Source organism: Megasphaera sp. An286 (genome assembly GCF_002163455.1).
Taxonomy (GTDB): Bacteria; Bacillota; Negativicutes; order Veillonellales; family Megasphaeraceae; genus Megasphaera; species Megasphaera stantonii.
In genome coordinates, this window is sequence record NZ_NFIY01000001.1 from 156,189 (window position 1) to 183,156 (window position 26,968).

The following is a 26,968-nucleotide window of genomic DNA, read 5'->3' on the forward strand; positions in this document are numbered from 1 at the left end:
GAGGAGGTCCTTGTTATGAGTTTGCACATTGAAGCCAAGACAGGCGATATTGCCGAGAATATCCTGCTTCCCGGCGACCCGCTGCGGGCTCAGTATATAGCGGAGCATTTTTTAGACGGCGCCGTCTGCTACAACCGGGTCCGCAATATGCTTGGATATACGGGAACCTATAAAGGGCACGCCGTTTCCGTCCAGGGCACGGGGATGGGGATTCCTTCTATTTCCATATACGCGACGGAGCTCATGCGTGATTACGGCGTCAAAAAGCTGATCCGCGTCGGTACCTGCGGCGCGATGCGCGAGGATATCCGGCTGCGCGACGTCGTCATCGCCCAGGGGGCTACGACGGATTCGTCTATTATACGCAACATCTTCGGCCCGTCCATCAATTACGCGCCTCTGGCAGATTTCGAGCTGCTCCGGAAGGCCTACGACGCGGCGGCGCGGCAGAACATCCCCGTCCGCGTCGGCAATATCGTCTCAGTAGACCGGTTTTATGATGATGAAATCGATAATGACAAATTGACGGCGTACGGCATCATGGCTGTGGAAATGGAAACGGCAGGGCTATACGTGCTGGCGGCGAAATACGGCGTTCAGGTCTTGGGCTTGTTTACCGTAAGCGATCATTTGCTGACCAAGGAAGCCTGCACGGCAGAAGAACGGCAGACGTCCTTTGACGACATGATCCGCATTGCTCTGGAAACGATCACAGCCGAGTAGGGAGCGCAGACGATGAAGGGCAATACATTGAAAATTATCGATAGTCATTTCCATTTCCGCGATTTCAAGGGATTTAACGAGCTGGCCCTGGCGGCAGGCCACGTCAACTCAGCCGAGCACCTGCGGCAGGCCTATGCCCAATATCATTACGTTCACGGCGTAGTCATGGGCAACGGGACGCTGGACCCGGAGGGGCACGTCTATCCCGAATTCATGAGCTACTGCATCGGCCTGGACAGCAGCGGCTGCAACGATCATATCGAGGAATCCCTCCCGTTGCTTGAGGAAAACCTGAAGCGGAAGCAGTGCTGCGGCATCAAGCTCTACCCGGGGTATAACCACGTCTATATTTATGATTCCGTATACGACCCCGTATACGAGCTGGCGAAGAGATACGACAAGCCCGTAGCTGTTCACACGGGCCTTACGGCGACGGCCAACGCCCTGCTCAAATACAGCCATCCCCTGACGCTCGACGAAGCGGCCGTCAAGCACCCGGACGTGCAGTTCGTCATGTGCCATATCGGCAACCCATTCCTGCAGGACGCCATCGCCGTGCTGGAAAAGAACCGCAACGTCGCCGTCGACTTGTCGGGGCTGCTTGAAGGAAAGATTCATGACATGAACGGCTTTTTGAAGGCCAAGGAAGGATATATTTCGATGCTGCGCGACTGGCTGTGCTATTTGAACCGCTACGACAGCGTTATGTTCGGCACGGACTGGCCGTTGGCCAATTTAGGCGATTACGTCGCCTTTGTCAAAGCCTTTATTCCCGAGCAGTACTGGCAGGCCGTCTTTTTCGACAACGCCAACCGCTTGTACCGCCTGGGGCTGGAAGCGTAAATCATTTATTAACCGCATAAGAACGACCGGCAGACAGAAAATGCAACGTCTGCCGGTCATTTTTGTATTGACGAGAGTATACTTTAATGTGCATAATTAAGTTGATATGGAACAAATCAAACAAGAAAAACGAACAAGAAAAGTGAATATGCTGGAAGGCTCGCTGTGGGATAAAATCCTCATCGTAGCCTTGCCCTTCGCCTTTACGGGTATTATGCAGCAGCTGTTTAACGCCGCCGACATCGCCATGCTCGGCCAGTTTGTCGGAAAGGAGGCTATGGCGGCCGTCGGCAGCAACAGCCCGATTATCGCCATGGTGCTGAGTTTGTTTATCGGCGTGTCCCTGGGGGCAAACGTCGTCATCGCCCGGTTTATCGGCAAGAAAAATATCCACGGCGTCCATGCTGCTGTCCACACGGCCATACTCGTCGCCCTGGGAAGCGGCGTAGTCATGACGATTCTGGGGGAAATCGCGGCGGCTCCCCTGCTGCGGGCCTTGTCGGTGCCCGATGAAATTTTCGACATGTCCGTGCTGTACCTGCGGATTTTTCTCTTAGGCATGCCGGTCATCCTGCTGTATAACTTCGAATCGTCGATTTTCCGCAGCCAGGGAGATACGCGGACGCCCTTGTACTGCCTGATCGTTTCCGGCGTAGTTAAATTCTTTTTGAATCTCTTTTTTATCCTCGTCCTCGACATGTCTGTCGAAGGCGTGGCCATCGGCACAGTCGTTGCCAGTACGATCAGCTCGGGACTGCTCTTTTATTTCCTGTGCCGCAGCACGACGGATATCCGCGTCCATCTGCAGGATTTCCACGTAGATAAGCGGATACTCATGCCCATGCTGCGCATTGGCCTGCCGGCAGGCGTGCAGGGCATGGTCTTCGCCTTGTCGAATCTGTGCATCCAATCGGCGATCAACGGCCTGGGTCCCGACGTCATGGCCGCCTCGGCGGCGGCGTTCAACGTAGAAATTTTTATCTTTTTCATCGTCAACGCCTTCGGACAGGTTTGCACGACCTTTGTCAGCCAGAATTACGGCGCCCGCAAGCTGGATCGGTGCAAGCAGGTGCTGAAATGGTGTCTTGTACAGGATATTATCATCGGTGTAGCCTGCGGCGCTTTCGTGTACGCCTTCGGTATACCGATTTTAAGTATTTTCAACAGCGACGCCGCCGTCATTGCCTACGGCATGATACGGGTGACCTACGTCGGCTGCCTGGAGGTCATCGAGTCGCTTATCGACGTATTTTCCGGGGCCATGCGCGGCTACGGCAGCTCGCTCATACCGGCTCTCATCACGCTGTTCGGCATCTGCGGCACCCGCATTGCCTGGGTATACACGGTCTTTTCCTGGGAGCCTGATTTTGAAATGCTGATGATGGTCTTTCCTATCAGCTGGGGCGTCTCGGCAGTCATTCTTATCGCAGCGTATCAATGGTTCGTCAAGCATCTGCGGGCATAGCGGTGTGCTGCGGAGGGCTCTGTTTCATCCGTAAGGTCAGGTGTGCGGCAATATGAATAGAAAGAACAATACGAGAAGCGTCAACATGCTCGAAGGCTCGCTGTGGGATAAGATCCTCGTCGTGGCCTTGCCTTTCGCCTTTACGGGCATCATGCAGCAGCTGTTCAACGCCGCCGACATCGCCATGCTCGGCCAGTTTGTCGGCAAGGAGGCCATGGCGGCCGTCGGCAGCAACAGCCCAATCATCGGCATGGTGCTGAGCCTGTTTATCGGCATATCGCTGGGAGCGAACGTCATCATCGCCCGCTTTATCGGCAAGAAGAATATCCACGGCGTCCACGCCGCCGTCCATACGGCTATCCTCGTCGCCCTGGGATGCGGCGTCGCCATGGCCATCGCAGGCGAGCTCCTGGTCGAGCCGCTGCTGCGCCTCTTATCGGTGCCGGAAGAAATTTTCGATCTGGCCGTCTTGTATCTGCGCGTTTTTTGGCTGGCCATGCCGTTTATCCTGCTGTATAATTTCGAATCGTCGATTTTCCGCAGCCAGGGCGATACGCGCACGCCCCTGTATTGCCTGATTGCGTCGGGTATTACTAAATTTTTCCTGAATTTATTCTTTATCCTCGTCCTGGATATGTCTGTTGAAGGCGTGGCAATCGGCACGATCATCGCGACGGCCCTGAGCTCGGCCATGCTGTTTTATTTCCTGTGCCGCAGCCAGACGGAAATCCGCGTCCGCTTGACGGAGTTTCATGTGGATAAACGGATTCTCCTTCCTATGCTGCGCATCGGCCTGCCTGCAGGGATGCAGGGCATGGTCTTCGCCTTGTCCAACCTGTGCATCCAGTCGGCTATCAATGAATTGGGGCCCGACGTCATGGCGGCGTCGGCGGCGGCCTTCAACCTGGAAATCTTTACCTTCTTCCTGATCAACGCCTTCGGACAGGTCTGCACGACCTTCGTCAGCCAGAATTACGGGGCCCGGAACATAAGACGGTGCAAACAGGCGATGAAGTGGTGCCTGTTTCAGGACCTGCTGCTGACGGCCTGTATTTGCGCCCTGCTGATCCTGTTCGGCGTGCCTTTGCTGCATATTTTCAGCGACGACAGTACGGTCGTCGCCTTGGGCTTTATCCGCCTGAAATACGTGGCCGGCCTGGAATTTATCAACGCCGTCATCGAAGTGTTGTCCGGAGCGATGCGCGGCTACGGCAGCTCGCTCATACCGGCGCTGATTACCCTCTTCGGCATCTGCGGCACCCGCGTGACCTGGGTGTATACCGTCTTTGCCTGGGAACCTGATTTTGCGACGCTCATGATGGTATTTCCCGTCAGCTGGGCCGTCACGGCGGCGATTCTCTGCGTAGCCTATGCATGGTTCATTAAGCAGCTGAAAGCCTGACAGCTTGTCGTCTGCGTATTCAAAAAGCCCCTTAGCGCGTGGATAGCGTCGAGGGGCTTTGCTGTATCTGGCATCGGTTTTCCTTACTTCATGCCGTTTTGCTTCCATTGCTCCGGCGTGGGAACGAGGAAAGTGAAGATCGCGCCGATGAGTGCGCAGACCCATAATACCTGCAGGGCCGAGGTCAGGCCCCACGTGTCGGCTCCCCAGCCGACGAGGGGAGAGAAGAGGCCGCCCATTGTCGTGCTCAGGCCCAGGGTGACGCCGGAGGCGAAGCCGACATTTTTGCCCAAGAAGGTTTGCCCCAAAATGACGATAGGGCTGTACGGGGCGAAGAGGGAGAAGGCCACGGGGATGAGGAGCAGCGTCGACAGCCATAAATCGGTGCTGTTGACGAAGAAGAACATGGCCGGCACCATGATGAGGAAGGAGCCCCGCATGATGCGGATAAAGCCGAAGCGGTCGGCCAGAATGCCGCCGATAAAGGTGATGACTACGCCCATGAAAAATAGTATGGACAAGGCGAAGCTGCCTTGGGACGGCGAAGCCTGCAGGACGTGAATCCAATAGATAGGGATAAAGGTATTGCAGAGGGTAAAGCCGATGGAACGGACGAAGATGACGACGGTAAGCTTGCTGAACGAGCGCCAGTCGTTGTGCTTTTCTTCGTTCGGATGGGCTTTTGTTTCGGCGATGTCTGCGTCGCTTACCTGATGGAGCACCTTCGGCATGAAATGATAAATCAGCGCAGCGATGATGAAGTTGATAAGGCCGAAAATGACCAATCCATAAATGTGGAAGGTATAGGCGCAGAAGCCGGCAACGATGGGGCCGACGGCAAAGCCGGCGTTGCCGCCGACGGAAAAGCTTCCCATAGCCTGGCCTTTTAAGGGGCCGGAAATCTTATTGACCATGCGCGCCGCTTCGGGATGGTAAATAGAAGAGCCGAAGCCGCAGAACATGGAGCAGAGGAAGATGAGCCAGTAATTGTCCGTAATTCCCAGCAGGGTAATGCAGATGCCGCAGAGGACCGGCCCGAGAGGGACGAACCAGGGCTTGGATATCTTGTCGGAATAATAGCCGAAAATGGGCTGGGAAATAGAGGATAACAGCATGTTTGCGAAGATGAGCGTCGCCGCGTCCTGATAGCTGAGATTATACGTTGCGATAAAATACGGCAGCAGGGCGGGGATGGCGCCTTGCGACCAGTCTACGGAAAAATGACCCATCGTAAATAAGTACACGTAAGGGTTCAATTTCTTCATATAAAGACCTCCTGATGATAATATGTTGGAACATCTTATTATGCCACAAGACGCAGGCCTTTTCAAATCACAGAGAAGAAAATTTTCGCGTTTTTTGGAAATAGTTTATGGACTTTCGCCTTATACGCCTAACTTTTTACGATACATTGCCATATGTGCTCACAAGTTGTGGTATAATAAAACCATTACGAAAAAGGGGTTGATTATTATGCCATCAAAAGAAATGTACGCCTTGGGCTCGCAGGCTTCGGTCATCCGCGACTTGTTTGCCTACGGGCAGGAACAGGCGGCCATCGTCGGCAAGGAAAACGTCTTTGATTTCAGCATTGGAAATCCGACCGTGCCGGCTCCGGCGTGCGTCAAGGAAGCGATTGAAGAAATCGTCGCGACTCGACAGTCCGTCGACGTGCACGGCTATACGGCGGCTGCTGGCGATTTGGCGGTACGCCGCGGCCTGGCCGACTACATGAATCAAACCTACGACGCCGGCGTTTCGGCCGATAATTTTTATATGACCTGCGGCGCGGCGGCATCCCTGACGGTTACGCTGAAAGCCCTCGTCGAAAGCCCTGAAGACGAAGTGATCGTCGTGGCTCCGTTTTTCCCGGAATATACCGTCTTCATTCGTAACGCCGGAGCGAAAGAGGTCGTGCTGCCCCCTGACACGGAGCATTTCCAGATTTCCCTGGAAGCAATGGAACAGGCCATTACGCCCCACACGCGGGCGATTATCGTCAATTCTCCGAACAATCCGGCCGGCACGGTGTATTCGGCCGACACGTATGCGAAGCTGGCAGCCTTGCTGACGAAAAAATCGGCTGACATAGGTCATCCTATTTATTTGATTTCCGACGAACCGTACCGCGAAATCATTTACGACGGCCTGCCGATTTTGTACGTGCCGAAATTCTACGCCAATACGATCGTCTGCTATTCCTACAGCAAGTCCTTGTCGCTGCCGGGCGAACGCATCGGCTACATCCTCGTGCCGGACTGCGCTGCCGATGCCAAGGCCGTGTATACGGCGGTGTGCGGTGCCGGCCGGGCGATGGGCTTCGTCTGCGCGCCTCATCTGTTTCAGGATGTCGTGCTGAAATGCCTGGGCAAGCTGTCGGATATGAATATATACGACGAAAACCGCAAGCTGCTGTATAATGGGCTGAAAGAGATGGGCTACGAATGCGTCTATCCCAGCGGCGCCTTTTACTTGTTTGTCAAATCGCCGGAGCCTGATGCCAACGCCTTTTCCGAAAAGGCCAAGAAGCTCAACCTGCTCATCGTACCGGCTGACAGTTTCGGCTGCCCCGGTTACGTCCGCATTTCCTACTGCGTAGACCCGGATATGATCCGGCGCTCCTTCGCAGCCTTCAAGACCTTGATAGAAAGCTATGCATAAGACGCGACGTTAATTTGTTTTCCCCCGCGCCTGCAAAACGTGCCGGCGAGGGGGAAATCCATAAGGAAACAGAAATTTTCAAAGAATTTGCGGAAAAATCTTGACACTTCGGTGAAATGTGGTATACTAAGCAAGTCACAAAGATATGGGCCTATAGCTCAGCTGGTTAGAGCGCACGCCTGATAAGCGTGAGGTCGGTGGTTCAAGTCCACCTAGGCCCACCATTATCTTGACATTTGACAACTGTATGGTATACTAAATACGTCATGGGCCTATAGCTCAGCTGGTTAGAGCGCACGCCTGATAAGCGTGAGGTCGGTGGTTCAAGTCCACCTAGGCCCACCAAATAAGCCATCGTTAAGGAGAAATTCCGATACGATGGTTTTTTTTTGCCAAACCTATGCTATAATAGCACGAAGAGAAGGACTACAAGGGGGGAAATCTATGACGGAAAGCGAGCTTCGCTTGGAACAGCTGGCCGCGTCGATTGGGCGGGCCAGGCAGCGGGCCGGATGCGCCGTCCTGCCGGAGGGCGGGCAGCGGGAGGATATTCCGGTCATGGGCGGTGAAGCGCGCCACAGAGACTGCTTAGTCAGCATGCTGGCCAGCGGGAGCAAGGGAAACGCCGCATTTATCCGCTGCGGCCGCACGAAAATACTCATCGATGCCGGCATCAGCTGCCGCCGTATCGAAAATGGATTAAAAGCGTACGGATGCTCCCTGTCTGAACTGGACGCCGTCTTTATCACCCACGAGCATGCCGACCATGTAAACGGTCTGGCGACGCTGCTGAAAAAGACGGATATCCCCGTATATACGACGCGGGAAACGTGGAGCTGCCTGGGCAGAAAAGCCGGCGAATATGCCGGCCGGTTTGTCCGCCTGCCTCGCCGCGTGGGCCTGAAAGAAATACAAATCGTGCCGTTTTTGATTTCCCACGACGCAGCCCGCCCCGTAGGCTATACGATTTATCACGGCGACAGCAAGATTACCCTGGCTACGGACTTGGGATATATCAGCCATGACGTGGAGCTGGCGGCGGCCTATTCGGACATCTTGATTTTAGAAGCCAATCACGATGAGGAAATGCTGAAAAACGGGCCTTATCCGTATGCCCTGCAGAACCGCATATTGAGCCGGTGGGGCCATCTGTCCAACCGCGACGCGGCGGAATTTCTGGCCCGCATCCCCTCGAAAGGGCTGATGAAGGTACTGCTGGCGCATCGCAGTGAAAAAAATAATACGCCCGCCCTGTCCCTGCACACGGTACGGACCGTGCTCAGCCGGGGCGGCCGCGTCGTCGGACAGGATATATTGCTGCGCCTGGCCTGTCAAAACGGCCATGTCCGCTTTCAAGAAGGAGGTAATGCCTGATGCAGCGTAAACACATGCTAACCGCCGCCGTAGGGATCATACTGATTGCCGTCGGTGTCGCCGGCGGATTTAAAATTCACGACGTTTTCTTCGCCCCCAACCGCACGTACCAGGGAACGATAGAGCAGCTGGCCGAGCCGGCCCCGTCCGGCGATATTTCCGATGCCCGCAATACGGCCGTCGTACGGGCAGCGAAAAAGGTGTCGCCCGCTGTCGTCGGCATTACGACGAAGGTCTATGACCGCGATATTTTCAACCGCCGCGTCCTGGTCGGCGAAGGCGTCGGCTCCGGCATTATTTTTGATAAAGCCGGCTATATCGCTACGAATCAGCACGTCGTAGGCAACAGCAAGACCGTCATCGTATCGCTGGCCGACGGGCAGAGCACGGAGGGCACGGTCGTCGGCCGCGATGAAAAGACCGATTTGGCCGTCGTCAAGATCAATGTGGATAACCTGCCCGTCGCAGAATTCGGCGACAGCGATGCCCTGCAGGTCGGCGAGCCGGCCATCGCCATCGGCAATCCCTTGGGACTGGAATTTCAGGGCACCGTTACGGCCGGCGTCATCAGCTCGATGAATCGGACCCTGGGTGCTGAAGGGCAAAGCATGAAGCTGATTCAGACCGACGCGGCCATTAACCCGGGCAATTCGGGCGGCGCGCTGGTCGACGCCGACGGCAAGGTCATCGGCATCAACAGCGCGAAGATTTCCAAGGAAGGCGTAGAAGGCCTGGGCTTTGCCATTCCCATCAATGCGGCCCGGCCGATCCTCGACGCGCTGATTAAAAACGGCAAGGTCGTCCGGCCCTATCTCGGCTTGTACGGGCTGGATCAGCAGATGGCAGCCCGCTTCGGCATGAAAATTGACGTAGAAGGGATTTTCGTCTATAAAGTAGTGCCCGGTGGCCCGCTGGATCAGGCCGACATCAGCCGCGGCGATATCATCCTGTCGATTAATGGCACAAGAGTCAAAGATTTTACAGTGCTGCAGAATGTGCTGGACAGCTGCCAGGTCGGCGAGTCTGTTTCCATTACCTACATGCGCGGCCAATCGGAACAGACGGCGACGGTCGTCTTGCAGGCAAGTCCGGGGAATGAAGAAGGCTAATGAAATATCACATTATTACTATTGGAAAAATAAAAGAGAAGTACCTGACGGCGGGCATCGATGAATTTCTCAAGCGGCTGCGGCCGTACGGGCAGGTGGAAATTACGGCGCTGCCGGAAGAAAAGATGCCCGATAATCCCTCGGAAGCCCAAAAGCGGCAGGTATTGGAGAAGGAAGGGGAAAAAATGCTGCGCCACGTCCGCCAGGGATCGTACGTATTCGTGCTGGACGTGCAGGGGACGCTGATTTCGTCGGAAGACATGGCGGAGAAATTCTCCGAAATAGCCCTCCACGGATGCAGCGAGCTGACCTTCATCATCGGCGGCCCCTTCGGCTTGTCCGACGGCGTGCGCCGCCGCGCCGACAGCCGCATATCCTTCGGGCGCATTACGCTGACCCACCAGATGATCCGCATGATCTTGCTGGAGCAAATTTATCGGGCTGTCAAAATTCAGCGCCATGAGCCCTATCATTGGTAAAGGCGAGTAAAAAATTTCCTTGTCAAGCAGGAATTTCCCTTGCGTATGTGTAATACTTATTATATACGATATATCATATAGCATTTATACATACTCGATTTGTAAGCTAGGATATGGTTTGCATTACATCGGAAAAAGGGGTTGAGCTTATGGAAGAACGTACTGCGTCTGATATCATGGAAAAGAATTTTGTGACGGCAAGTCCGTCTACGTCCGTCTTCAGTTTGGTTCACATGTTTGTAAAAAATAAGGTGGCGGCGATTCCTATCGTAGACGAAGAAGAGCAGCTTATCGGCATCATTACCGACGCAGATTTGCTGTACAAAAAAATCAAGCCTCACGTTCCTCACTATGTCAACTTACTGGGAGCCAGCATTTATTACAACGGCATCAGCGAGTACGACAAGGGCTTTAAAAAGCTGATGGCCTGCACGGCAAAGGAAATGATGACCAAGAACGTCATCATCGCGGCTCCCGACGCCGATGTAGAACAGCTGGCCGGCGTCATGGTAGCGGAACATTTGAAGGTTATTCCCATCGTAGACGGCCGCCGCGTCGTGGGAATTGTTACGCGGTATAATATTTTGGACGAATTGTACAAGGAATACGGTACGTCGGAAGAAAATAAGTAACGACGGAGATGCATGTAAAGCAGGTTAGCAGACAAGAGAGGCTCTGCCAACCTGCTTTTTTTGACGTATCTTCTCTGGTTGCCTCTTTTTCTGCGCGTCCATTCATGATATAATAACAGAATCATAAAACCATGACTGCACTGCAGCTTGGGAGATTTTATCGTAAATGAGGAGGAAGAAATGGATAACAAAGAACTCGTTATTGTTGTCGATTTTGGCGGTCAGTATAATCAGCTTATTGCGCGCCGTGTCCGTGAAAACCACGTGTACTGCGAAGTATACCCGTATCAGAAGGCCCTGGCAAAAATAAAGGAAATGCAGCCTCAGGGCATTATCTTTACAGGCGGCCCGGCCAGCGTGTATGAGGACAATGCGCCGAAGATTGAAGAAGAAGTATTTCACCTGGGAATCCCTGTCCTCGGCCTGTGCTACGGCATGCAGTTCATGGCTCAGACCTTGGGCGGCAAGGTGCAGTCTGCGGAAATGCGCGAATTCGGCAAGACGCCGGTTACCGTCAACACGTCTTCCCCGTTGTTTAAAGGCCTGCAGGAAAAGGAAATCGTATGGATGAGCCATACGGACTATGTATCGGACATTCCCGAAGGCTTTGAAATCGTCGCCTATACGGATAACTGCCCCGTAGCGGCTATGCAGAATCCGGCGAAAAAGCTCTACGCCATGCAGTACCATCCGGAAGTGCTCCATTCGGAACACGGCAAGGAAATGCTTCACAATTTCCTCTTTGAAGTCTGCGGCTGCACCGGTACCTGGACAATGGCCAACTATGCCAAGACGGCTATCGAAACGATCAAGCAGACCGTCGGCGACGGCAAGGTCGTACTGGCTCTGTCGGGCGGCGTAGACAGCTCCGTTGCGGCGGCCCTTATTTCGAAAGCTGTAGGCAGCCAGCTGACCTGCATCTTCGTCGACCACGGCCTCATGCGCAAAAACGAAGGCGACGAAGTCGAAGCGGCTTTCCAAGGCTCGGGCATGAATTTTATCCGCGTCGACGCGTCGGAACGCTTCCTGTCGAAGCTGGCCGGCGTCAGCGAACCGGAACGGAAACGCAAGATTATCGGCGAAGAATTTATCCGCGTATTTGAAGACGAAGGCCGTAAAATCGGAGCCGTTGATTTCCTGGCGCAGGGCACGATCTACCCCGACGTCATCGAATCGGGCGCCGGCGACGCCGCTGTCATCAAGAGCCACCACAACGTAGGCGGCCTGCCGGCAGTTGTCGATTTCAAAGGCCTTATCGAACCGCTGCGCAACCTCTTTAAGGACGAAGTCCGCGAACTGGGCGAAGAACTGGGCCTTCCCGATTACCTCGTATGGCGTCAGCCCTTCCCGGGACCGGGCCTGGCTATCCGCGTCATGGGCGAAATCACGAAGGAAAAACTCGCTATCCTCCGCGATGCCGATGCGATCTTCCGCGAAGAAATTGCTAACGCCGGACTGCAGCGCTCCATTAACCAGTACTTTGCTGTCCTCACGAGCAACCGCACTGTCGGCGTTATGGGCGACTTCCGCACTTATGACTATACCTTAGCCCTCCGCGGCGTCACGACGACGGATTTCATGACTGCCGACTGGGCCAGAATCCCCTACGACGTCCTGGATAAAATCTCCAGCCGCATCGTAAACGAAGTAGACCACATCAACCGCATCGTGTACGATATTACGAGCAAACCGCCCGCGACGATTGAGTGGGAATAATGCGATAATAGATATACAGCCAGCAGACCGTGTATTTGCGCGGTTTGCTGTTTTTTTGTTTTTGCATATATCAGTTGGCTCATGTCTATGTATGTATCATGCATCGGCAATTTTACGAATAATTAAATTTATTAGAATTATTGATATATTGCCGATATTGGCATATAATTGTGGTACGTTGCATGTAGTAGGGAGGATTGGGCTATGGAATATATGTCGGTAAAAGAAACGGTAGCACGCTGGGGAATATCAGAGCGGTCTGTTCGAAATTACTGCGCTGCCGGCCGCGTGAGGGGCGCTTTTTTGACGGGGAAAACTTGGAATATTCCCATATCGGCAGAAAAACCGAAACGGAAGAAGCGTGCAGATAGTTATCCGAAATCGCTGCTGCAAATATTGCGGCGTGAGAAGGAAAGCCAGATGCCGGGCGGCATATATCATAAGCTGCAAATTGATATGACCTATAATTCGAACCACATAGAAGGCAGCCGGATGACTCATGAACAGACGAGATATATTTTTGAAACGAAAACTATTGGCCCTGCCGGACAGGCCATACGCGTAGATGACATCGTTGAAACGGTTAACCACTTCCGCTGTATAGATATGGTTATAGACCATGCCTCATTAGGTTTATCCGAGCGGTTTATTAAAGTCTTGCACAGGACGCTGAAGACGGGAACGACTGATGCCAGCAAAGACTGGTTTGCCGTAGGGGAATACAAAAAATTTCCTAATGAAGTCGGCGGAAATCCTACGGCAGCGCCTCAGGAGGTGGAGGGCGAGATTAAGAAGTTGCTGCATACGTATGGCGCGTCAAAAGCCAAAGATTTAGACGATATACTGGAATTTCACGTCCGTTTTGAACGCATCCACCCATTTCAAGACGGCAACGGGCGAGTTGGCCGCCTGCTGATGTTAAGCGAATGCTTGAGGAATCATATTGTGCCGTTTATTATTACAGAAGAATTAAAGTTGTTTTATTATCGAGGGCTGCAGGAATGGGATCATGAGAAAGGCTTTTTGCGGGATACGTGTCTGACGGCGCAGGATTATTTCAAAAAGGTAATGGAATATTTTAAAATACCCTATTGATCTGAGAATCAGCATAGCTTACGAGTATTTTGATTTATGGTATGTATATTGAAACGAGGACGGTATGAAACGTAATACAAGTAAATTCATCGCTTTAATTTTACGGCACAAGCCGGAAGTCATCGGTATTTCTCTGGACGATCATGGATGGGCTGAGGTCGATGCATTGGTTGCCGGTATTGCGGAGCGGCAGCCTTTTACGAGGGAAATGCTGGAGGATATCGTGCGGACTGATAGTAAAGGGAGATATTCTTTTAATGAAGACAAGACGCAGATTCGGGCGAACCAGGGCCATTCTGTTTCCGTCGACGTGGAATTGGAGCGGAAGCGGCCGCCCAGCGTATTGTGGCATGGGACGGGCGAGAAATACGCGGCGGCTATCGATGTACAGGGGTTGATTTCCAAGTCGCGTCTATACGTGCATTTATCCGCTGATTATGAAACGGCTGTCGCCGTAGGCCGCAGGCATGGTCGGCCTGTCGTATATCAAATCGATACGAACGCTATGGCGGCGGATGGCTATATATTTTACCTATCGGTCAACGGCGTATGGCTGACGAAGGTCGTTCCTGCAAAATACATAAAGCGCGTGCCGGATGGTAAAATAATTAAATAGCGATAGAAAAAATCTCCTCATGAAGCTGGCTGGCAGTTCATGAGGAGATTTTCGTATTGAGATACAGCGTGTTAAATGGGACTGTTTTTTATGTTTGCAATAGCCTGCTCCATAATTCCTGGCACGTCGGCGCCGACGATGTCCAGATTTTCCGCCGTAAAGCAGAGGACTTGCGGAATGCCGTAGTAGAGCGTGGCCAAGGCTTTTACGTAGTCGTAGCCCAGGTTGTATGGCCCGATGGGGCCGCCGGCTGTCGTCACGTAGAGAATGCGGCCGGCCCGGCACAAGCCGACGGGGATTCCTTCTGGCGAATACGTGAAAGTGACGCCTAATACGGTAATCTGCTCAAAGTATACGCGCAGGATAGAAGGAAAGGCCAGGTCCCAATAGGGGGCGGCAATGACGATGTCGTCTGCTGCGGCAAACTGGCGGGCGTAGTCGAACATTGGCGACGACATAGCATGAGAGGCGATAAGGGCGTCTCTTTTTTTCAGCTGTTCCCAGTCAAGAGGGCGAAGGGGTTCTTGATACAGAGTGATTTCCGTTACCGTCCCGGATACTTTTTTCAGCACTTCTTGCGCCAATGCAAGGGTACGGGATTGGGGGCGGGGGCAGGCATTGATGAATAAAGTGTTTTTCATGAGATATCTCTCCTGTTCGTAAGATTACCTAAGATTACCTTTACTATAGGATATGCTGCAGGCTGTGTATATGCCGGGGTATGCAAAACGCAGTGCGTCAGACCGAATCGGGAAACAGGCTGGCAATCAGTTCTTCGATTCGCTGGGCGTCCCTGGCTTTTTCTGCGTTCTTTTGCTGTTTGAGCAGGGCGCGTCGTTTATGGCGGCGCATATTCCGGTCTGGTCTTTCCATACGGCGCTTCGTGTAGGTCAGGAACTCCTGCATGACCGGCGGCAGCTGCTCGAAGGGGATTTCCTTTCTCGCCGTGCACAACTCGTGCAGATATACGTAGCCCAGGGCGTAGCAAATGGATTCGACGTAGAAATCTTGAATATGATAGCGGGCGTACTGTTCATAGATCGCTGCCTTGGGCCGAGCCGGTATGTCCTGCGTATTTTTGTGATACAAGAGAATCGTGTCGTCCAGGGCAGATTGATGGAGAGCCCACGATTCCGCGGCAGTCTTTATGATGATAAATCCCAGCTTGCAGCGGCACGTCACGCCCGTTTGCCGGCAAAAGAGGTCGATGTTGTCTTTTTCATGCTGAAAGAGAGCTGCTAACGATTCGGGATAGGATGCGTAAGTGGATCTGTACTGCATGGCCCTCGTTCCTCCCTATGGCATATTTTGGATTGGATATATTCTGATTTCATCGTACCAGCCAGAGAAGAAAATAGCAAGGCCGGACCGGTTGTTTTTGAAAGCTAAAAGCCCGTACGTCGAGGAAGAAAACTCTTGACGTACGGGCTTCTGCATGTCGGGTTACTGTAATTCTTCGGGCGTCGGTTCTACGCCGAACCATTTTTGATACAGCTTCGTATAGGTGCCGTCTTTTTTCATCGCTTGCAGCGCGGCGTTGATTTCTTTCAGTTCTTTTTCATTGCCTTTGTTGATTGCCATAGCGGAGCCGGCTAATTTCTTCGGTTCGCCGACGACTTTGAGATCGGAGAGGCCGCCTTTGGAAATATAGTACAAGGCTACGGCTTTATCGAGGGCCGCCGCTTCGCTGGCTCCTACCTGCAATTCCTGCAGGCATTGGTAGTTGGCGTCAAACTGTTTCAATACGGCCCCTTGCTTTTCGGCGAAGTCCGCCGGTTTGGAGCCTGCCTGGACGGCGACGGTTTTGCCGGTAATGGCGTCCCAGCCGCGGATGTCGGCATTGTCCTTACGGACGACGATGACGGAGCCGCCGATATAATAGGGATCTGTAAAGTCGACCTGCTTTTTGCGCTCTTCCGTTGCGGACATGGCCGAAGCGATGAGGTCGATTTGGCCGCTCTTCAGGGCCGGAATCAGGGCGTCGAAGCCCATGGTCTTGATTTCGACTTTGCGGCCGAGCTTTTCGCCGATGGCGTTGGCCAAGTCGATATCAAATCCGACGTAGGTGTCGTTTTCCGTCATTTCGAAGGGCGGAAAGGAAGGTTCCGTGCCGACGATCAGCGGCTTGTCAGAATGCGTTGCCGTTTCGCTGCCTCCGCAGCCGGTAAGGGCCGCCGCCGTTGTCGTGACCAGTAGCGCCGCAGTAATCCACTTTTTGTTTATCAACATAGTTCATACACCCCTTTTTTAGAACATGAAATAATTATACACTTATTTTGAAAAAATACAATAGCCTGCGGCAGCTGTTTTGCCGTGCAGCCCTTATTTTTCAACGTAATGGGATGGCGCCCTTAAGAATCTGGTTTTATCGGCTCGCCGTTTCATAATAAGCTATTTCCAGAACGTAATGTATATGAAGATTTTTTGAATATTTTATCTCTGCCATAGGGCTGCATTGAAGAGTCATCCAGCAACATATAGCCTATCAATATGATAATAATTTTCTAAAAACGGCAACATAGAGGCACTATGTTGATGAAAATAATGGAATATAATGAAAATACATGGGAGCATAAGTATGTGTACGAATATGACATATATCCCGTAGGCACATTTATGTGTATTTTTACAAGAGACACAAAATTGAGAGAAAGTGTAAAAACTTTTAAATTTTAAACGGCATATACCTTAAAATAACGAATGAAGGCCTTGAAACGTAAGATAATAAAGCAATAACGAGCATATTTTGAGAATGTTAAAAATGGAACAAATCTGTTGACAGTGGACAGAAAAAAAGGTATAGTGAAGATGTAAAAAGCGAATTGCTCATTGCGGATAGATGTAATGAGCCTTATGAATATCTCATGTCTTTATATATTTAGGAGGAATAATTATGAGTGAAGAACGAGTTACCCTTGCGATGGTCAAGGAAGCGCAGGAACGGTTGAAAGGCGTTGCCCAGAAGACTAGCTTGTCCTATGCGACCTCTGTCAGCGAAGTTGCTGGCTGCGACGTATGGCTGAAATTGGAAAACTTACAGCGCACCGGTTCTTTCAAGCTGAGAGGCGCGTATAACAAAGTGGCTTCCTTGACGCCGGAAGAACGTGAAAAAGGCGTTATCGCCGCATCGGCAGGCAACCATGCACAGGGCGTTGCATTAGCTGCCAGCGTATACGGCTGCCAGTCGACGATCTGCATGCCTAAACATGCTCCGTTGATGAAAGTAGCTGCTACGCGCGGTTACGGCGCAAACGTCGTTCTCCACGGCGATTTCTTCGACGAAGCTGCTGCGAAAGCCGTAGAATTGACGGAAAAATACGGCTACACCTTCGTACATCCCTTCAACGATCCTCAGGTTATTGCTGGACAGGGCACGATTTCCCTGGAAATTCTCGACGAAATTCCCGATATCGACGTCATTGTAGCTCCTATCGGCGGCGGCGGATTGATTTCCGGCCTGGCTGTCGCAGCTAAAAACATCAACCCGAAAATCAAGATTATCGGCGTACAGACGGCTAACATGCCTTCCATGAAAGAATCTATTGAAAAAGGTCAGATTTTGACTGTCGACGGCAAAGCAAGCTTAGCTGACGGCATTACGGTAAAAACGCCGGGCGACTTGACCTATGAAATCTGCCAGAAATATGTCGACGACATCGTAACAGTCGACGAAACGGAAATTGCCGCAGCAATCCTCTGGCTCATCGAACGCGTTAAGACCGTTGCAGAAGGCGCCGGCGCCGTACCGGTTGCAGCTCTCATGAACGGCAAGGTTTCCGGCATCCGCAACAAGAAGGTAGCGGCTCTGGTCAGCGGCGGCAACATCGACGTCAACAGAATGTCCCGCGTCATCAACAGCGGCCTGCTCCGTTCGTGGCGCAAAGTCTTCTTCGAAACGGTCATTCCCGACCAGCCGGGCGAATTGGTTAAATTGATTTCCATCATTTCCAATTCCAACGCAAACATCCTCTCCATCACGCATGAACGCAGCCAGCACAACATCGGCATGGGCTACACGGCAGTTTCGTGCGAACTGGAAACGGCTAACGAAAAACATGTAGAAACATTGTTTGAAACGCTGAAAGACAACCACTATCACGTTACGTTGAAATAAGCCCTAAAAGGAGGACTTTATCATGGAAGACAACAGCAAATTAGAGCGTGGGTTAAAACCCCGCCACGTGGAAATGATCGCCCTGGGCGGTACGATTGGCGTCGGCCTGTTCATGGGCTCGGCCAGCACGATTCAGACTGCCGGTCCGTCCGTATTGCTCTGCTATGCATTGGCAGGTTTGGTTATGTTCTTCATCATGCGTATCATGGGCGAAATGCTCTATCTGGAACCGGTAACGGGTTCCTTCGCTACGTATGGTCATAAGTATATCTGTCCCTTTGCCGGTTACTTGACGGCGTGGTGCTACTGGTTCCTGTGGGTTACGGTAGGTCTTTCGGAAGTAACGGCCGTAGGCATTTACGTTCACTTCTGGTTCCCCGACGTTCCCCAGTGGATATCGGCCTTAGGCGGCATGCTCATCGTAACCTTGGCCAACATGGCTGCCGTTAAATACTACGGTGAATTCGAATTCTGGTTTGCTATTATCAAAGTTACGACTATCGTCGTCATGCTCGTCGTCGGCGCGATGATTATCCTGTTCGGCTTCGGCAACAACGGCGTACCCCTCGGTTTCTCCAACCTCTGGTCTCACGGCGGCTTCTTCCCCAACGGCTTCGGCGGCATGATCAGCGCAATGTGCGTCGTCGCGGCAGCCTTCCAGGGCGTCGAACTCGTCGGGATAACGGCCGGGGAAGCGCAGAACCCGAAAGAAACGTTGCGCAAAGCTACGAAAAACATCGTTTGGCGTATTCTTATCTTCTACATCGGCGCTATCTTCGTCGTCATCACCTTGTATCCTTGGGATGAACTGGGCATGCTCGGCAGCCCCTTCGTAACGACCTTCGCTAAAGTAGGCGTTACCTCCGCCGCCGGCATCATCAACTTCGTCGTACTGACGGCTGCATTGTCCGGCTGCAACAGCGGTATTTACAGCTCCGGCCGTATGTTGTACACCTTGGCTGAAAACGGCCAGGCTCCGAAATTTTTCGGCAAATTGTCCTCTCACGGCGTACCGCAGCACGGCATCATGGTCACCTTGGCCTGCCTGCTCTTCGGCGTTGTTTTGAACTACCTCATTCCGGATTCCAAGCTGTTCCTGTACATCTACAGCGCCAGCGTATTCCCCGGCATGGTTGCCTGGTTCGTACTGGCTTACTCGCAGAAGAACTTCCGCAAACGCTGGGGTGAAAAAGCGATGGCTGAACACCCGTTCAAATCGCCGCTCTTCCCGTACGCTAACTATTTCTGCCTTATCTTCCTCGTTCTCGTTACCATCGGCATGTGGGTCAACCCCGATACGCGTATGTCCCTCATCGCCGGCTGGACCTTCATGATCATCGTTACGGCCGGATATTTCCTGGCTGGATATCGTAAGAACGAATATAATGAAGACGGCACCTTAAAAGCAAAACACTAATTCATACTAAAAGGAAGCATGCGTCTGCGTGCTTCCTTCTGTATGATACTTGCTTTAATTGGATTTAAATTATGACAGATATATTTATTTTACTGTCTAGTCAAAACGGACAAAGTAAGATATAATATAGAATACTCACAGTAATAAATCAAAAGGAGATGTTGTATCATCATGGCAGTAGAAGTTATTAGCACGACAAACGCTCCGGGCGCAGTAGGCCCGTACTCCCAGGCTATCAAAGCTGGTGATTTCCTCTTCGCATCCGGTCAGGTTCCCCTCGTTCCGGAAACGGGCAAAATCGTAGCAGGCGGCGTTACGGCTCAGGCTGAACAGAGCATGAAAAACGTCGGCGCTATCTTGGAAGCCGCTGGCCTTTCCTATGACGATGTCGTTAAAACGACGGTATACTTGGCTAACATCAGCTTCTTCGGCGCTGTTAACGAAGTATACGCTAAATATTTCAACAAAACGTTGCCGGCTCGTTCCTGCGTAGAAGTCGCTGAACTCCCGAAGGGCGCTCTCGTAGAAGTCGAAGTTATCGCATACTGCGGCAAATAATCTGACATAGCCTTGAAAAAAGTCTCCGGCGCGCAGCCGGAGATTTTTTTGGTCAAAAGCAGAGAGGCATTTGGATGTGAGAAAAATTTTTTGATAAATTTTGAAAAAAGGCTTGCATTTTCTTATCAGATGGTGTAATATATAAAACGTCCTTTGGAGAAAGAAATGACATGGACCGTTAGCTCAGCTGGCAGAGCACCTGACTCTTAATCAGGGTGTCCAGGGTTCGATCCCCTGACGGTCCACCACATACTACCTATGCAGAACATCACTGCATAGGTATTTTTTTTGCAGAAAATGCTCTATTCTTGATTTTACAGGCGGCAGGACGGTATAATGAATCTGTATATATAATGTTTATAATAAAATCATACGGACGGCTATATGATGGATTGAGGAGAGATATATCATGATTACTTGCAACAGTAACGGCAGTATGGACGTCGTGGCGATCGGCGTCGATACGCGGATGCTGGCTTTATCCCGCATTCCTAAGGAAGACGGGGAACTGATTCGGGCCTATGTGGAAGCGCATGAAGACGTCATGCATTATACGTCCCTGCGCGTGTTTCACTGCCTGACGGAAGGCCGGAGTAAGACCTATTTTTTGATTGGATTGCATAAGAAACCCATACGGTATGCTACGTATGAAGATTTTCTGACGGCGAAGCGCCTCATGGCCGCGGCGATGGCCGAAGGCGTGTCGGAGCTGGCCGTCATGGTCGACACGCTGGAAATGGATATCGGCGCCTTAATCGACGGCTTATTATATCGGAACTACGAATTCCTGCATTATAAAAGCGACGCGAAGGGGCGGACTGTCCGCAGCATCAACCTGGTTACGTCGAGCTTGGAAATCAAGGCCTTCAATACGATGTGCTACATGTATTCCGCCATATACGAAGGCGTGTACATGGCCCGCAATTTGGTCAACATGCCGCCGAACGAGCTGACGCCGCGGCGGTTTTCGGAAATCGTATCGGCCGTCGTCAAGGGCGACAATATTACCGTCGAGATGCTCAATAAATGGGCGCTGGAAAAGCGGAAGATGGGCGGTATCGTCGCTGTCGGCAAGGGCAGCATGAACCCGCCGCAGCTCATGACGATAACCTATAAGGGCGACCCGGACAGCAAGGACATGCTGGGCATCGTCGGCAAGGGCGTGACCTACGACAGCGGCGGCTTATCCATCAAGAGCCAGGCCAATCAGGAATTCATGAAGGACGACATGGCCGGCGCGGCTGCTGCTGTCGGTGTCATACGGGCCCTCATGCTGCTGAAATATCCCGTCAACGTCGTCGCTGTGATTCCGCTGGTGGAAAATATCCCGTCGGGTATGGCTTACCACGTCGACGATATATTGACGATGTACGGCGGCAAGACGGTGGAAATCAAAAATACCGATGCTGAAGGCCGCCTGATCCTGGCCGACGCCGTGTCCTATGCCCAGGAGCTGGGAGCGACGAAGCTCATCGATCTGGCTACCCTGACCGGTGCCTGCGTAACGGCCTTGGGAACGGTGCGTTCCGGCATGATCGGCAACCATCAGGAATGGATGAACCGTTTCTTCGACGTAGCCGCGGCGGTTCACGAAAAGGTATGGCAGCTTCCGGCTGACCGGGAATATGAAGACCTCCTCAAAAGCGACGTAGCGGACCTAAAGAATACGGGCGGCCGCGACGGCGGCGCGATTACGGCGGGCTTGTTCATCAAGCAGTTTGTCCATCCCGATATTCCGTGGATTCACCTGGATATTGCCGGTACGGCCTTTTGTGAGAAAAAGGATGAAACGGGCTTCTTCGGCGCGACCGGCGTGGGCGTCAAGTCCATTTTGGAATTATTGAAAGGAGGAGCCAAGTGAAAGTCGATTTGCACATGCATACGACCTGCTCCGACGGCGTGTATACTCCCGAGGAGCTGACGAATTTGGCTGTCCAGGCCGGGCTGGACGTCATGGCTATTTCCGACCACGACACGATTGATGCCTATACGACGGGCTGCCGGCTGAACCCCGGCGTCCGCATCATTCCGGCGATGGAAATGAGCTCCGATTACGACGGCGAGGACGTCCACGTTCTGGGCTATTACCTCGATACGGAAAACGCTGCCCTGCAGGAGTACTGCGCGCAGTTTAAGCTGCGCCGTCAGATGCGGGCCATGGAAATCGTCGAGCGCTGTGAGTCCTTAGGCTATGTCCTCGACAGGGAGCAAATCGAAGGCGTATTAGCTCGCGGCGGCACTATCGGCCGGCCCCACATCGCGCGTATGCTCGTGGCTAAGGGGTACTTTCCCGACGTGACGGCCGTCTTTGATGCGATATTATACCGCGGCGGCCCGGCCTACGTGCCCTATCGCCGCAAGTCGATTGATGAATGCATCGAGCTGATCCATCAGGCCGGCGGCTTGGCCGTGCTGGCGCATCCGGGGCTGCTTCACGCGGCGCTGCCGCACGTACTGACGCATTCCTTCGACGGTATCGAGGTATATCATCCAAAGAATCGGGGGCGCTATGAAGAATTTTTAGCCGTCGCCGAGGAAAAGGGCTGGTATGTCGGCGGCGGCTCGGATTTCCACGGCACGACGGGGCGCTATCCGGAGCAGGTCGGCATATTCTCCTTTGATACGGAGCGCGTAGAGCCTTTGCTGCAATATAAGAAGAAATAGGTGAACGCTATGAAAGTCATCGGATTTATCGGAGCCAGCGGTACGGGAAAAAGTCATCACGCCCTGGACGTGGCGTACGACCATCATATTTCCTGTATCATTGACGACGGCCTGCTGATTTATCAAAATCGCATCGTTGCCGGCCGCTCGGCCAAGGAAGAAACGAACCGCATGAAAGCCGTCCGCCGGGCGATCTTTCTGCAGCAGGAGCACGCCCAAAGCGTAAAAGACGCGCTGGATGAGCTGCAGCCGGACCAGCTTCTCATTTTAGGGACGTCGAAGCACATGATACATCGCATCTGCGAAGCTCTGGGGCTGCCTGAAGCGGACTCGTACATTCGCATAGAAGACGTGTCGTGTCCCGTCGAAATTGAAAAGGCCCGGATGATTCGCATCAACGAGGGAAAGCACATCATTCCCGTGCCGACGATGGAGCTCAAGCCGCGCTTCCGCGGGTATTTGCTGGCGCCCATCCACTCCCTGCTGACCCGGCGGAATCAAAAGGCTCCGGATTTCGAGCATTCTGTTGTGCGTCCCGTTTTCAGCTATTACGGGAAATTGACCTTTTCCAACGAAATGCTGGAGCATCTGATTATCCACCGCCTGCGGCAGATAGGCGGATTGGCAAAGGTCAACCGCCTGCGGATCGATAAAAACCGCGAGTCGGAAGGGAACGGGCTGGCCGTATTTTTAGTCGTAACGGTATATTACGGCGAAAATCTGAAAAAACTCATGAGCACCATCAAAAAGGGACTGCAGCAGGATATAGAATATACGACGGGCATGTCCTTTGAGATTTTGAAAATTACAGTTCGCGGCGTCGTACTGCGATAGAAGGGGAGATAGCGTGTCAGGTACAGAATTATTGATGTTGGGAACGGGAAATGCGATGGCTGTGCGCCGGTATAACACGTGCTTTGCCGTCCGTACGGCTGAGGGACAATGGTTTTTAACCGACGCCGGCGGCGGAAACGGCATTTTCAAGCGCTTGGAAGACGGCGGCGTTGCCTATGCGGATTTGCATTATATGTTTGTAACCCACGGCCATACGGACCATATCATGGGCGTCCTCTGGGTCATGCGCAAGATCGCTTCGCTGATGGGATCCGGAGCATACGACGGGCAGTTCCACATTTATTGTCACGACGTGGTGAAGCAAATGCTGCTGTCTATGGCGGAAATGATGTTTAAAAAGAAGGATTTTGCCTGTATTGGCAAGAACATCTGCATTCACGAATTGAAAGACGGCGACACGGTGGAGTTTCTCGGCCTGTCCCTTACGGCCTTTGATATCTGCTCGACCAAGGCCAAGCAATTCGGATATCTATTGACCTTCCCCGACGGCATGAGGCTGACCTGTCTGGGCGACGAGCCGTATAACGAGCGCTGCCGGCAGTACGCCGAAGGAACGGATTGGCTGCTGGCCGAGGCCTTTTGCTTATACGAGCATAGAGATCTGTTCCGGCCCTATGAGAAGAACCACAGCACGGTAAAGGACGCGGCGGAAACGGCGGCTTCTCTCGGCGCGGCGCGTTTGGTGCTGTACCACACGGAAGAAAAGACCGGCAGCAGCCGGAAGGGGCTGTATACGGAAGAAGCGAAGGCCTATTACGGCGGCGCCGTGTACGTCCCCGAAGATATGGAGCGGATCGCGCTCAGCCGCTGAAGCGCAGACTGATGGATTATATAAAGGAGTCGTTCGATGATACAGCTTATACTTTGCGGATTGGTAACGGGCTTATTATATTTTTGGAATTATAAATACTGCAAACTCAGCGCGGACCCGGCCTATGCGCTGCAAAACCCGATTATGCTGCGCATCAGTTCTATAGCGCGCAGCGTCGGCACGCCGGCGTTTCTGGCCTTTCTCTTTTATACTGTGGAGTGGAGCGCCGTCTATTATCTGGTCAGCCTGTTTGTCGGCATCCTTGCGGCCGGCTTGGCTTATAAAGGCGGCAAGGGAAGGGGCTTCATGCATTTTATGGGGATTATCGCCTGGATTCCCTGGGTGTGCCTCAACGGAATGCTGTTATATTTGATTATGAAATCATTATAGTAAACGGAAAGGTTGTGAAGACAATGGCAGAACGAACTCTTTCCTGCGCCGACTGCGGCGTAGTGAACTGCAACGTCATGGATAAGGAATACCCCTCTTTCTGCGCGACGACGCACATGGATGAAGAGGTAAAGCGGGAAGCCTTAGCATTGTATGAGCAGGACGACAATCAGCAGGTCATGCAGACGGCGGCTGGCGTCGAATGCGACGGCTATTTAAAGTGGTGCCGCGTCCAGGAGACCATTGAATTTGCCAAACGCATGAATTTCCATAAAATCGGCATTGCGACCTGCGTCGGCTTGATACAGGAAACGCGGATGCTGGCGGGGATTCTGCGCAAGCACGGCTTTGAAGTCTTCGGGATGGCCTGCAAGGCCGGCGCCGTTCCCAAGGTAGAGCTGGGAATTGACGAAAAATGCAATGCCGTCGGCGTCAACGCCTGCAATCCCATCCTCCAGGCTAAGATGCTCAATGCCAAGCATACGGATATGAACATCGTCATGGGCTTGTGCGTCGGCCACGACAGCTTATTTTACAAATATTCCGAGGCCCTGACGACGACGCTGGTCGTCAAGGACCGCGTGACGGGCCATAATCCCGTGGCGGCATTGTATACCAGCCAGTCCTATTATAAGACGAAATTATAAGCCGAGCGAGCGTATCGCTAAAAGGCGCTGCCCTTGTCTGTTTCCCATTGACACAGGGCGGCTGCGCCTTGTATAATGAAACAGAAGCATGTGACTGACGGAAGTGGAGCTACCACGGGGAGCATGGTTCATTACAGCCGACCGTCTGGGCGAAGGTTCCAGAAGTGTCGGTATTTTTATTTTTGCCAGGAAATTTCTTATTTTCAGGAGGTAATACTAATGAAAGAATTGCAATTGAAATACGGCTGCAATCCGAATCAATCATCGGCAAGAGTATACATGAAAGACGGCAGCGACCTGCCCTTTGAAGTCATGAACGGCCGTCCGGGCTACATCAATCTGCTCGACGCCTTCAACAGCTATCAGCTGGTCAAGGAATTGAAGGAGGCGACGGGCCTTCCCGCCGCGGCGTCCTTTAAGCACGTCAGCCCGGCCGGCGCTGCCGTCGCGACCGACATGAGCGATACGCTGAAAAAAATCTATTATGTAGACGACTTGAAATTATCTCCCCTCGCTTCGGCCTATGCCTGTGCCCGCGGTGCAGACCGCATGAGCTCCTACGGCGACTTCGTCGCCTTGTCGGATATTTGCGACGCCGAAACGGCGACGCTGCTGAAACGGGAAGTATCCGACGGCGTTGTAGCTCCGGGATATACGGACGAAGCCCTGGCTATTCTCAAGACGAAGAAAAAGGGCAACTACTGCGTGCTGAAAATCAATGCCGATTACGTTCCTCAGCCTGTCGAATCGAAGGACGTATACGGCATTACCTTTGAACAGGAACGCAACAACGCCAAGATTACGGCCGACTTGTTCCAGAACTGCCCGACGAAAAATAAGGACATCCCCGAAGCGGCGCAGCGCGACTTGCTCATAGCGCTGATTACCCTGAAATATACGCAGTCCAACTCGGTCTGCTACGTCAAGGACGGCATGACCATCGGCGTCGGCGCAGGCCAGCAGTCCCGCGTTCACTGCACGCGCCTGGCCGGCAACAAGGCCGACATCTGGTGGCTTCGCCAGAATCCGAAGGTATTGGCCCTGCCGTTCCGCGACGACGTGCGCCGTCCGGACCGCGATAACGCCATCGACGTATATATTTCCGACGACTACGAAGACGTGCTGGCTGACGGCGTATGGCAGAATCTGTTTACCCAGCAGCCGGAACCTCTTACGAGAGAAGAAAAGAAAGCCTGGATCGGCCAGCTTCACGGCGTAGCGCTGGGCAGCGACGCCTTCTTCCCCTTTGGCGACAACGTAGAACGGGCCCACCGCAGCGGTGTCGATTACATCGCCCAGGCCGGCGGCTCCATCCGCGACGACAACGTCATCGAAACGTGCGACAAATACAATATTGCCATGGCGATGACCGGCTTGCGGTTGTTCCACCACTAAGA

The 26,968-nt window shown here is 52.8% G+C and carries 26 protein-coding genes, 3 tRNA genes and 1 riboswitch; of the genes, 25 read left to right on the forward strand and 4 right to left on the reverse strand.

The features are described 5' to 3' along the window. Positions 1 to 15 precede the first annotated feature (15 nt). The 4 genes from deoD to B5F80_RS00735 all read left to right on the forward strand — a co-directional run bounded on the left by deoD (position 16) and on the right by B5F80_RS00735 (position 4,433). Complete coding sequence (gene deoD, locus B5F80_RS00720; RefSeq protein ID WP_087476894.1) at positions 16 to 723, forward strand: purine-nucleoside phosphorylase; 708 nt, start codon at positions 16 to 18, stop codon at positions 721 to 723. Positions 724 to 735: 12 nt separating this feature from the next. Beyond that, positions 736 to 1,566: an amidohydrolase family protein gene (locus B5F80_RS00725; protein WP_087476895.1), complete on the forward strand. Its 831-nt coding sequence runs from the start codon at positions 736 to 738 to the stop codon at positions 1,564 to 1,566. Between the two features lie 148 nt (positions 1,567 to 1,714). Next, positions 1,715 to 3,031 carry an MATE family efflux transporter gene (locus B5F80_RS00730; protein ID WP_239386278.1) on the forward strand — a complete coding sequence of 439 codons (1,317 nt, stop codon included), beginning with the start codon at positions 1,715 to 1,717 and terminating at the stop codon, positions 3,029 to 3,031. A 52-nt stretch (positions 3,032 to 3,083) separates the two neighbouring features. Beyond that, entirely contained in the window at positions 3,084 to 4,433 is a 1,350-nt protein-coding gene (locus B5F80_RS00735) for an MATE family efflux transporter (protein ID WP_087476897.1), read from the forward strand. Positions 4,434 to 4,516: 83 nt separating this feature from the next. On the opposite strand, the gene B5F80_RS00740 is transcribed toward B5F80_RS00735, so the two are convergent. Next, positions 4,517 to 5,698, reverse strand: coding sequence for an MFS transporter (locus B5F80_RS00740; RefSeq protein WP_087476898.1), 1,182 nt, complete (start codon positions 5,696 to 5,698; stop codon positions 4,517 to 4,519). A gap of 208 nt (positions 5,699 to 5,906) precedes the next feature. Here B5F80_RS00740 and B5F80_RS00745 point away from each other — a divergent pair, with 208 nt between their 5' ends. The 10 genes from B5F80_RS00745 to B5F80_RS00790 all read left to right on the forward strand — a co-directional run bounded on the left by B5F80_RS00745 (position 5,907) and on the right by B5F80_RS00790 (position 14,115). After that, a complete protein-coding gene (locus tag B5F80_RS00745) occupies positions 5,907 to 7,094 on the forward strand; it encodes a pyridoxal phosphate-dependent aminotransferase (RefSeq protein WP_087476899.1) in 1,188 nt (395 codons plus the stop codon). A 147-nt stretch (positions 7,095 to 7,241) separates the two neighbouring features. Next, positions 7,242 to 7,318, forward strand: a tRNA-Ile gene (locus B5F80_RS00750). Between the two features lie 44 nt (positions 7,319 to 7,362). Continuing rightward, a tRNA-Ile gene (locus tag B5F80_RS00755) sits at positions 7,363 to 7,439 on the forward strand. A 99-nt stretch (positions 7,440 to 7,538) separates the two neighbouring features. Then, positions 7,539 to 8,468, forward strand: coding sequence for an MBL fold metallo-hydrolase (locus B5F80_RS00760; RefSeq protein ID WP_087476900.1), 930 nt, complete (start codon positions 7,539 to 7,541; stop codon positions 8,466 to 8,468). Next, complete coding sequence (locus tag B5F80_RS00765; RefSeq protein WP_087476901.1) at positions 8,465 to 9,577, forward strand: trypsin-like peptidase domain-containing protein; 1,113 nt, start codon at positions 8,465 to 8,467, stop codon at positions 9,575 to 9,577. The genes B5F80_RS00760 and B5F80_RS00765 overlap by 4 nt, the downstream gene beginning before the upstream one ends. Further along, positions 9,577 to 10,056 carry a 23S rRNA (pseudouridine(1915)-N(3))-methyltransferase RlmH gene (gene rlmH / locus B5F80_RS00770; RefSeq protein WP_087476902.1) on the forward strand — a complete coding sequence of 160 codons (480 nt, stop codon included), beginning with the start codon at positions 9,577 to 9,579 and terminating at the stop codon, positions 10,054 to 10,056. Before B5F80_RS00765 ends, rlmH begins: the two co-directional genes overlap by 1 nt. 149 nt (positions 10,057 to 10,205) lie before the next feature. Beyond that, a complete protein-coding gene (locus tag B5F80_RS00775) occupies positions 10,206 to 10,688 on the forward strand; it encodes a CBS domain-containing protein (RefSeq protein ID WP_087476903.1) in 483 nt (160 codons plus the stop codon). A gap of 180 nt (positions 10,689 to 10,868) precedes the next feature. Next, positions 10,869 to 12,404: a glutamine-hydrolyzing GMP synthase gene (gene guaA, locus B5F80_RS00780; RefSeq protein WP_087476904.1), complete on the forward strand. Its 1,536-nt coding sequence runs from the start codon at positions 10,869 to 10,871 to the stop codon at positions 12,402 to 12,404. A 420-nt stretch (positions 12,405 to 12,824) separates the two neighbouring features. After that, on the forward strand, positions 12,825 to 13,499 hold the full coding sequence (locus B5F80_RS00785; RefSeq protein WP_204246307.1) for a Fic family protein: 675 nt from the start codon (positions 12,825 to 12,827) through the stop codon (positions 13,497 to 13,499). 64 nt (positions 13,500 to 13,563) lie between these two features. Beyond that, positions 13,564 to 14,115, forward strand: a complete 552-nt coding sequence (locus B5F80_RS00790; protein ID WP_087476906.1) for an RNA 2'-phosphotransferase — start codon at positions 13,564 to 13,566, stop codon at positions 14,113 to 14,115. 71 nt (positions 14,116 to 14,186) lie between these two features. On the opposite strand, the gene B5F80_RS00795 is transcribed toward B5F80_RS00790, so the two are convergent. The 3 genes from B5F80_RS00795 to B5F80_RS00805 all read right to left on the reverse strand — a co-directional run bounded on the left by B5F80_RS00795 (position 14,187) and on the right by B5F80_RS00805 (position 16,338). Continuing rightward, positions 14,187 to 14,756, reverse strand: coding sequence for an NAD(P)H-dependent oxidoreductase (locus tag B5F80_RS00795; RefSeq protein WP_087476907.1), 570 nt, complete (start codon positions 14,754 to 14,756; stop codon positions 14,187 to 14,189). 97 nt (positions 14,757 to 14,853) lie between these two features. Next, positions 14,854 to 15,396 carry a hypothetical protein gene (locus B5F80_RS00800; protein ID WP_087476908.1) on the reverse strand — a complete coding sequence of 181 codons (543 nt, stop codon included), beginning with the start codon at positions 15,394 to 15,396 and terminating at the stop codon, positions 14,854 to 14,856. 162 nt (positions 15,397 to 15,558) lie between these two features. Continuing rightward, a complete protein-coding gene (locus B5F80_RS00805; protein WP_087476987.1) occupies positions 15,559 to 16,338 on the reverse strand; it encodes a basic amino acid ABC transporter substrate-binding protein in 780 nt (259 codons plus the stop codon). A gap of 670 nt (positions 16,339 to 17,008) precedes the next feature. Here B5F80_RS00805 and ilvA point away from each other — a divergent pair. The 11 genes from ilvA to B5F80_RS00860 all read left to right on the forward strand — a co-directional run bounded on the left by ilvA (position 17,009) and on the right by B5F80_RS00860 (position 26,966). Beyond that, positions 17,009 to 18,229, forward strand: coding sequence for a threonine ammonia-lyase (ilvA, locus tag B5F80_RS00810; RefSeq protein WP_087476909.1), 1,221 nt, complete (start codon positions 17,009 to 17,011; stop codon positions 18,227 to 18,229). A gap of 22 nt (positions 18,230 to 18,251) precedes the next feature. Next, complete coding sequence (locus B5F80_RS00815) at positions 18,252 to 19,646, forward strand: amino acid permease (protein WP_087476910.1); 1,395 nt, start codon at positions 18,252 to 18,254, stop codon at positions 19,644 to 19,646. Between the two features lie 171 nt (positions 19,647 to 19,817). Next, positions 19,818 to 20,204 carry a RidA family protein gene (locus B5F80_RS00820; protein WP_087476911.1) on the forward strand — a complete coding sequence of 129 codons (387 nt, stop codon included), beginning with the start codon at positions 19,818 to 19,820 and terminating at the stop codon, positions 20,202 to 20,204. A 172-nt stretch (positions 20,205 to 20,376) separates the two neighbouring features. Continuing rightward, positions 20,377 to 20,452: transfer RNA gene (locus B5F80_RS00825), tRNA-Lys, on the forward strand. Between the two features lie 161 nt (positions 20,453 to 20,613). After that, entirely contained in the window at positions 20,614 to 22,065 is a 1,452-nt protein-coding gene (locus B5F80_RS00830; protein WP_087476912.1) for a leucyl aminopeptidase family protein, read from the forward strand. Then, positions 22,062 to 22,868 (forward strand): PHP domain-containing protein, encoded by an 807-nt coding sequence (locus B5F80_RS00835; RefSeq protein ID WP_087476913.1) that lies wholly within the window; start codon positions 22,062 to 22,064, stop codon positions 22,866 to 22,868. Before B5F80_RS00830 ends, B5F80_RS00835 begins: the two co-directional genes overlap by 4 nt. 9 nt (positions 22,869 to 22,877) lie before the next feature. Beyond that, positions 22,878 to 23,702 carry a hypothetical protein gene (locus B5F80_RS00840; RefSeq protein ID WP_087476988.1) on the forward strand — a complete coding sequence of 275 codons (825 nt, stop codon included), beginning with the start codon at positions 22,878 to 22,880 and terminating at the stop codon, positions 23,700 to 23,702. Positions 23,703 to 23,715: 13 nt separating this feature from the next. Then, complete coding sequence (locus B5F80_RS00845; RefSeq protein WP_204246308.1) at positions 23,716 to 24,534, forward strand: MBL fold metallo-hydrolase; 819 nt, start codon at positions 23,716 to 23,718, stop codon at positions 24,532 to 24,534. Between the two features lie 36 nt (positions 24,535 to 24,570). After that, on the forward strand, positions 24,571 to 24,924 hold the full coding sequence (locus tag B5F80_RS00850; RefSeq protein WP_087476915.1) for a hypothetical protein: 354 nt from the start codon (positions 24,571 to 24,573) through the stop codon (positions 24,922 to 24,924). 23 nt (positions 24,925 to 24,947) lie between these two features. Next, a complete protein-coding gene (locus B5F80_RS00855) occupies positions 24,948 to 25,571 on the forward strand; it encodes a DUF1847 domain-containing protein (protein ID WP_087476916.1) in 624 nt (207 codons plus the stop codon). Between the two features lie 80 nt (positions 25,572 to 25,651). Beyond that, a riboswitch (ZMP/ZTP riboswitch) is annotated at positions 25,652 to 25,729 on the forward strand. Positions 25,730 to 25,790: 61 nt separating this feature from the next. After that, positions 25,791 to 26,966: a phosphoribosylaminoimidazolecarboxamide formyltransferase gene (locus B5F80_RS00860; RefSeq protein WP_087476917.1), complete on the forward strand. Its 1,176-nt coding sequence runs from the start codon at positions 25,791 to 25,793 to the stop codon at positions 26,964 to 26,966. Positions 26,967 to 26,968: the final 2 nt, after the last annotated feature.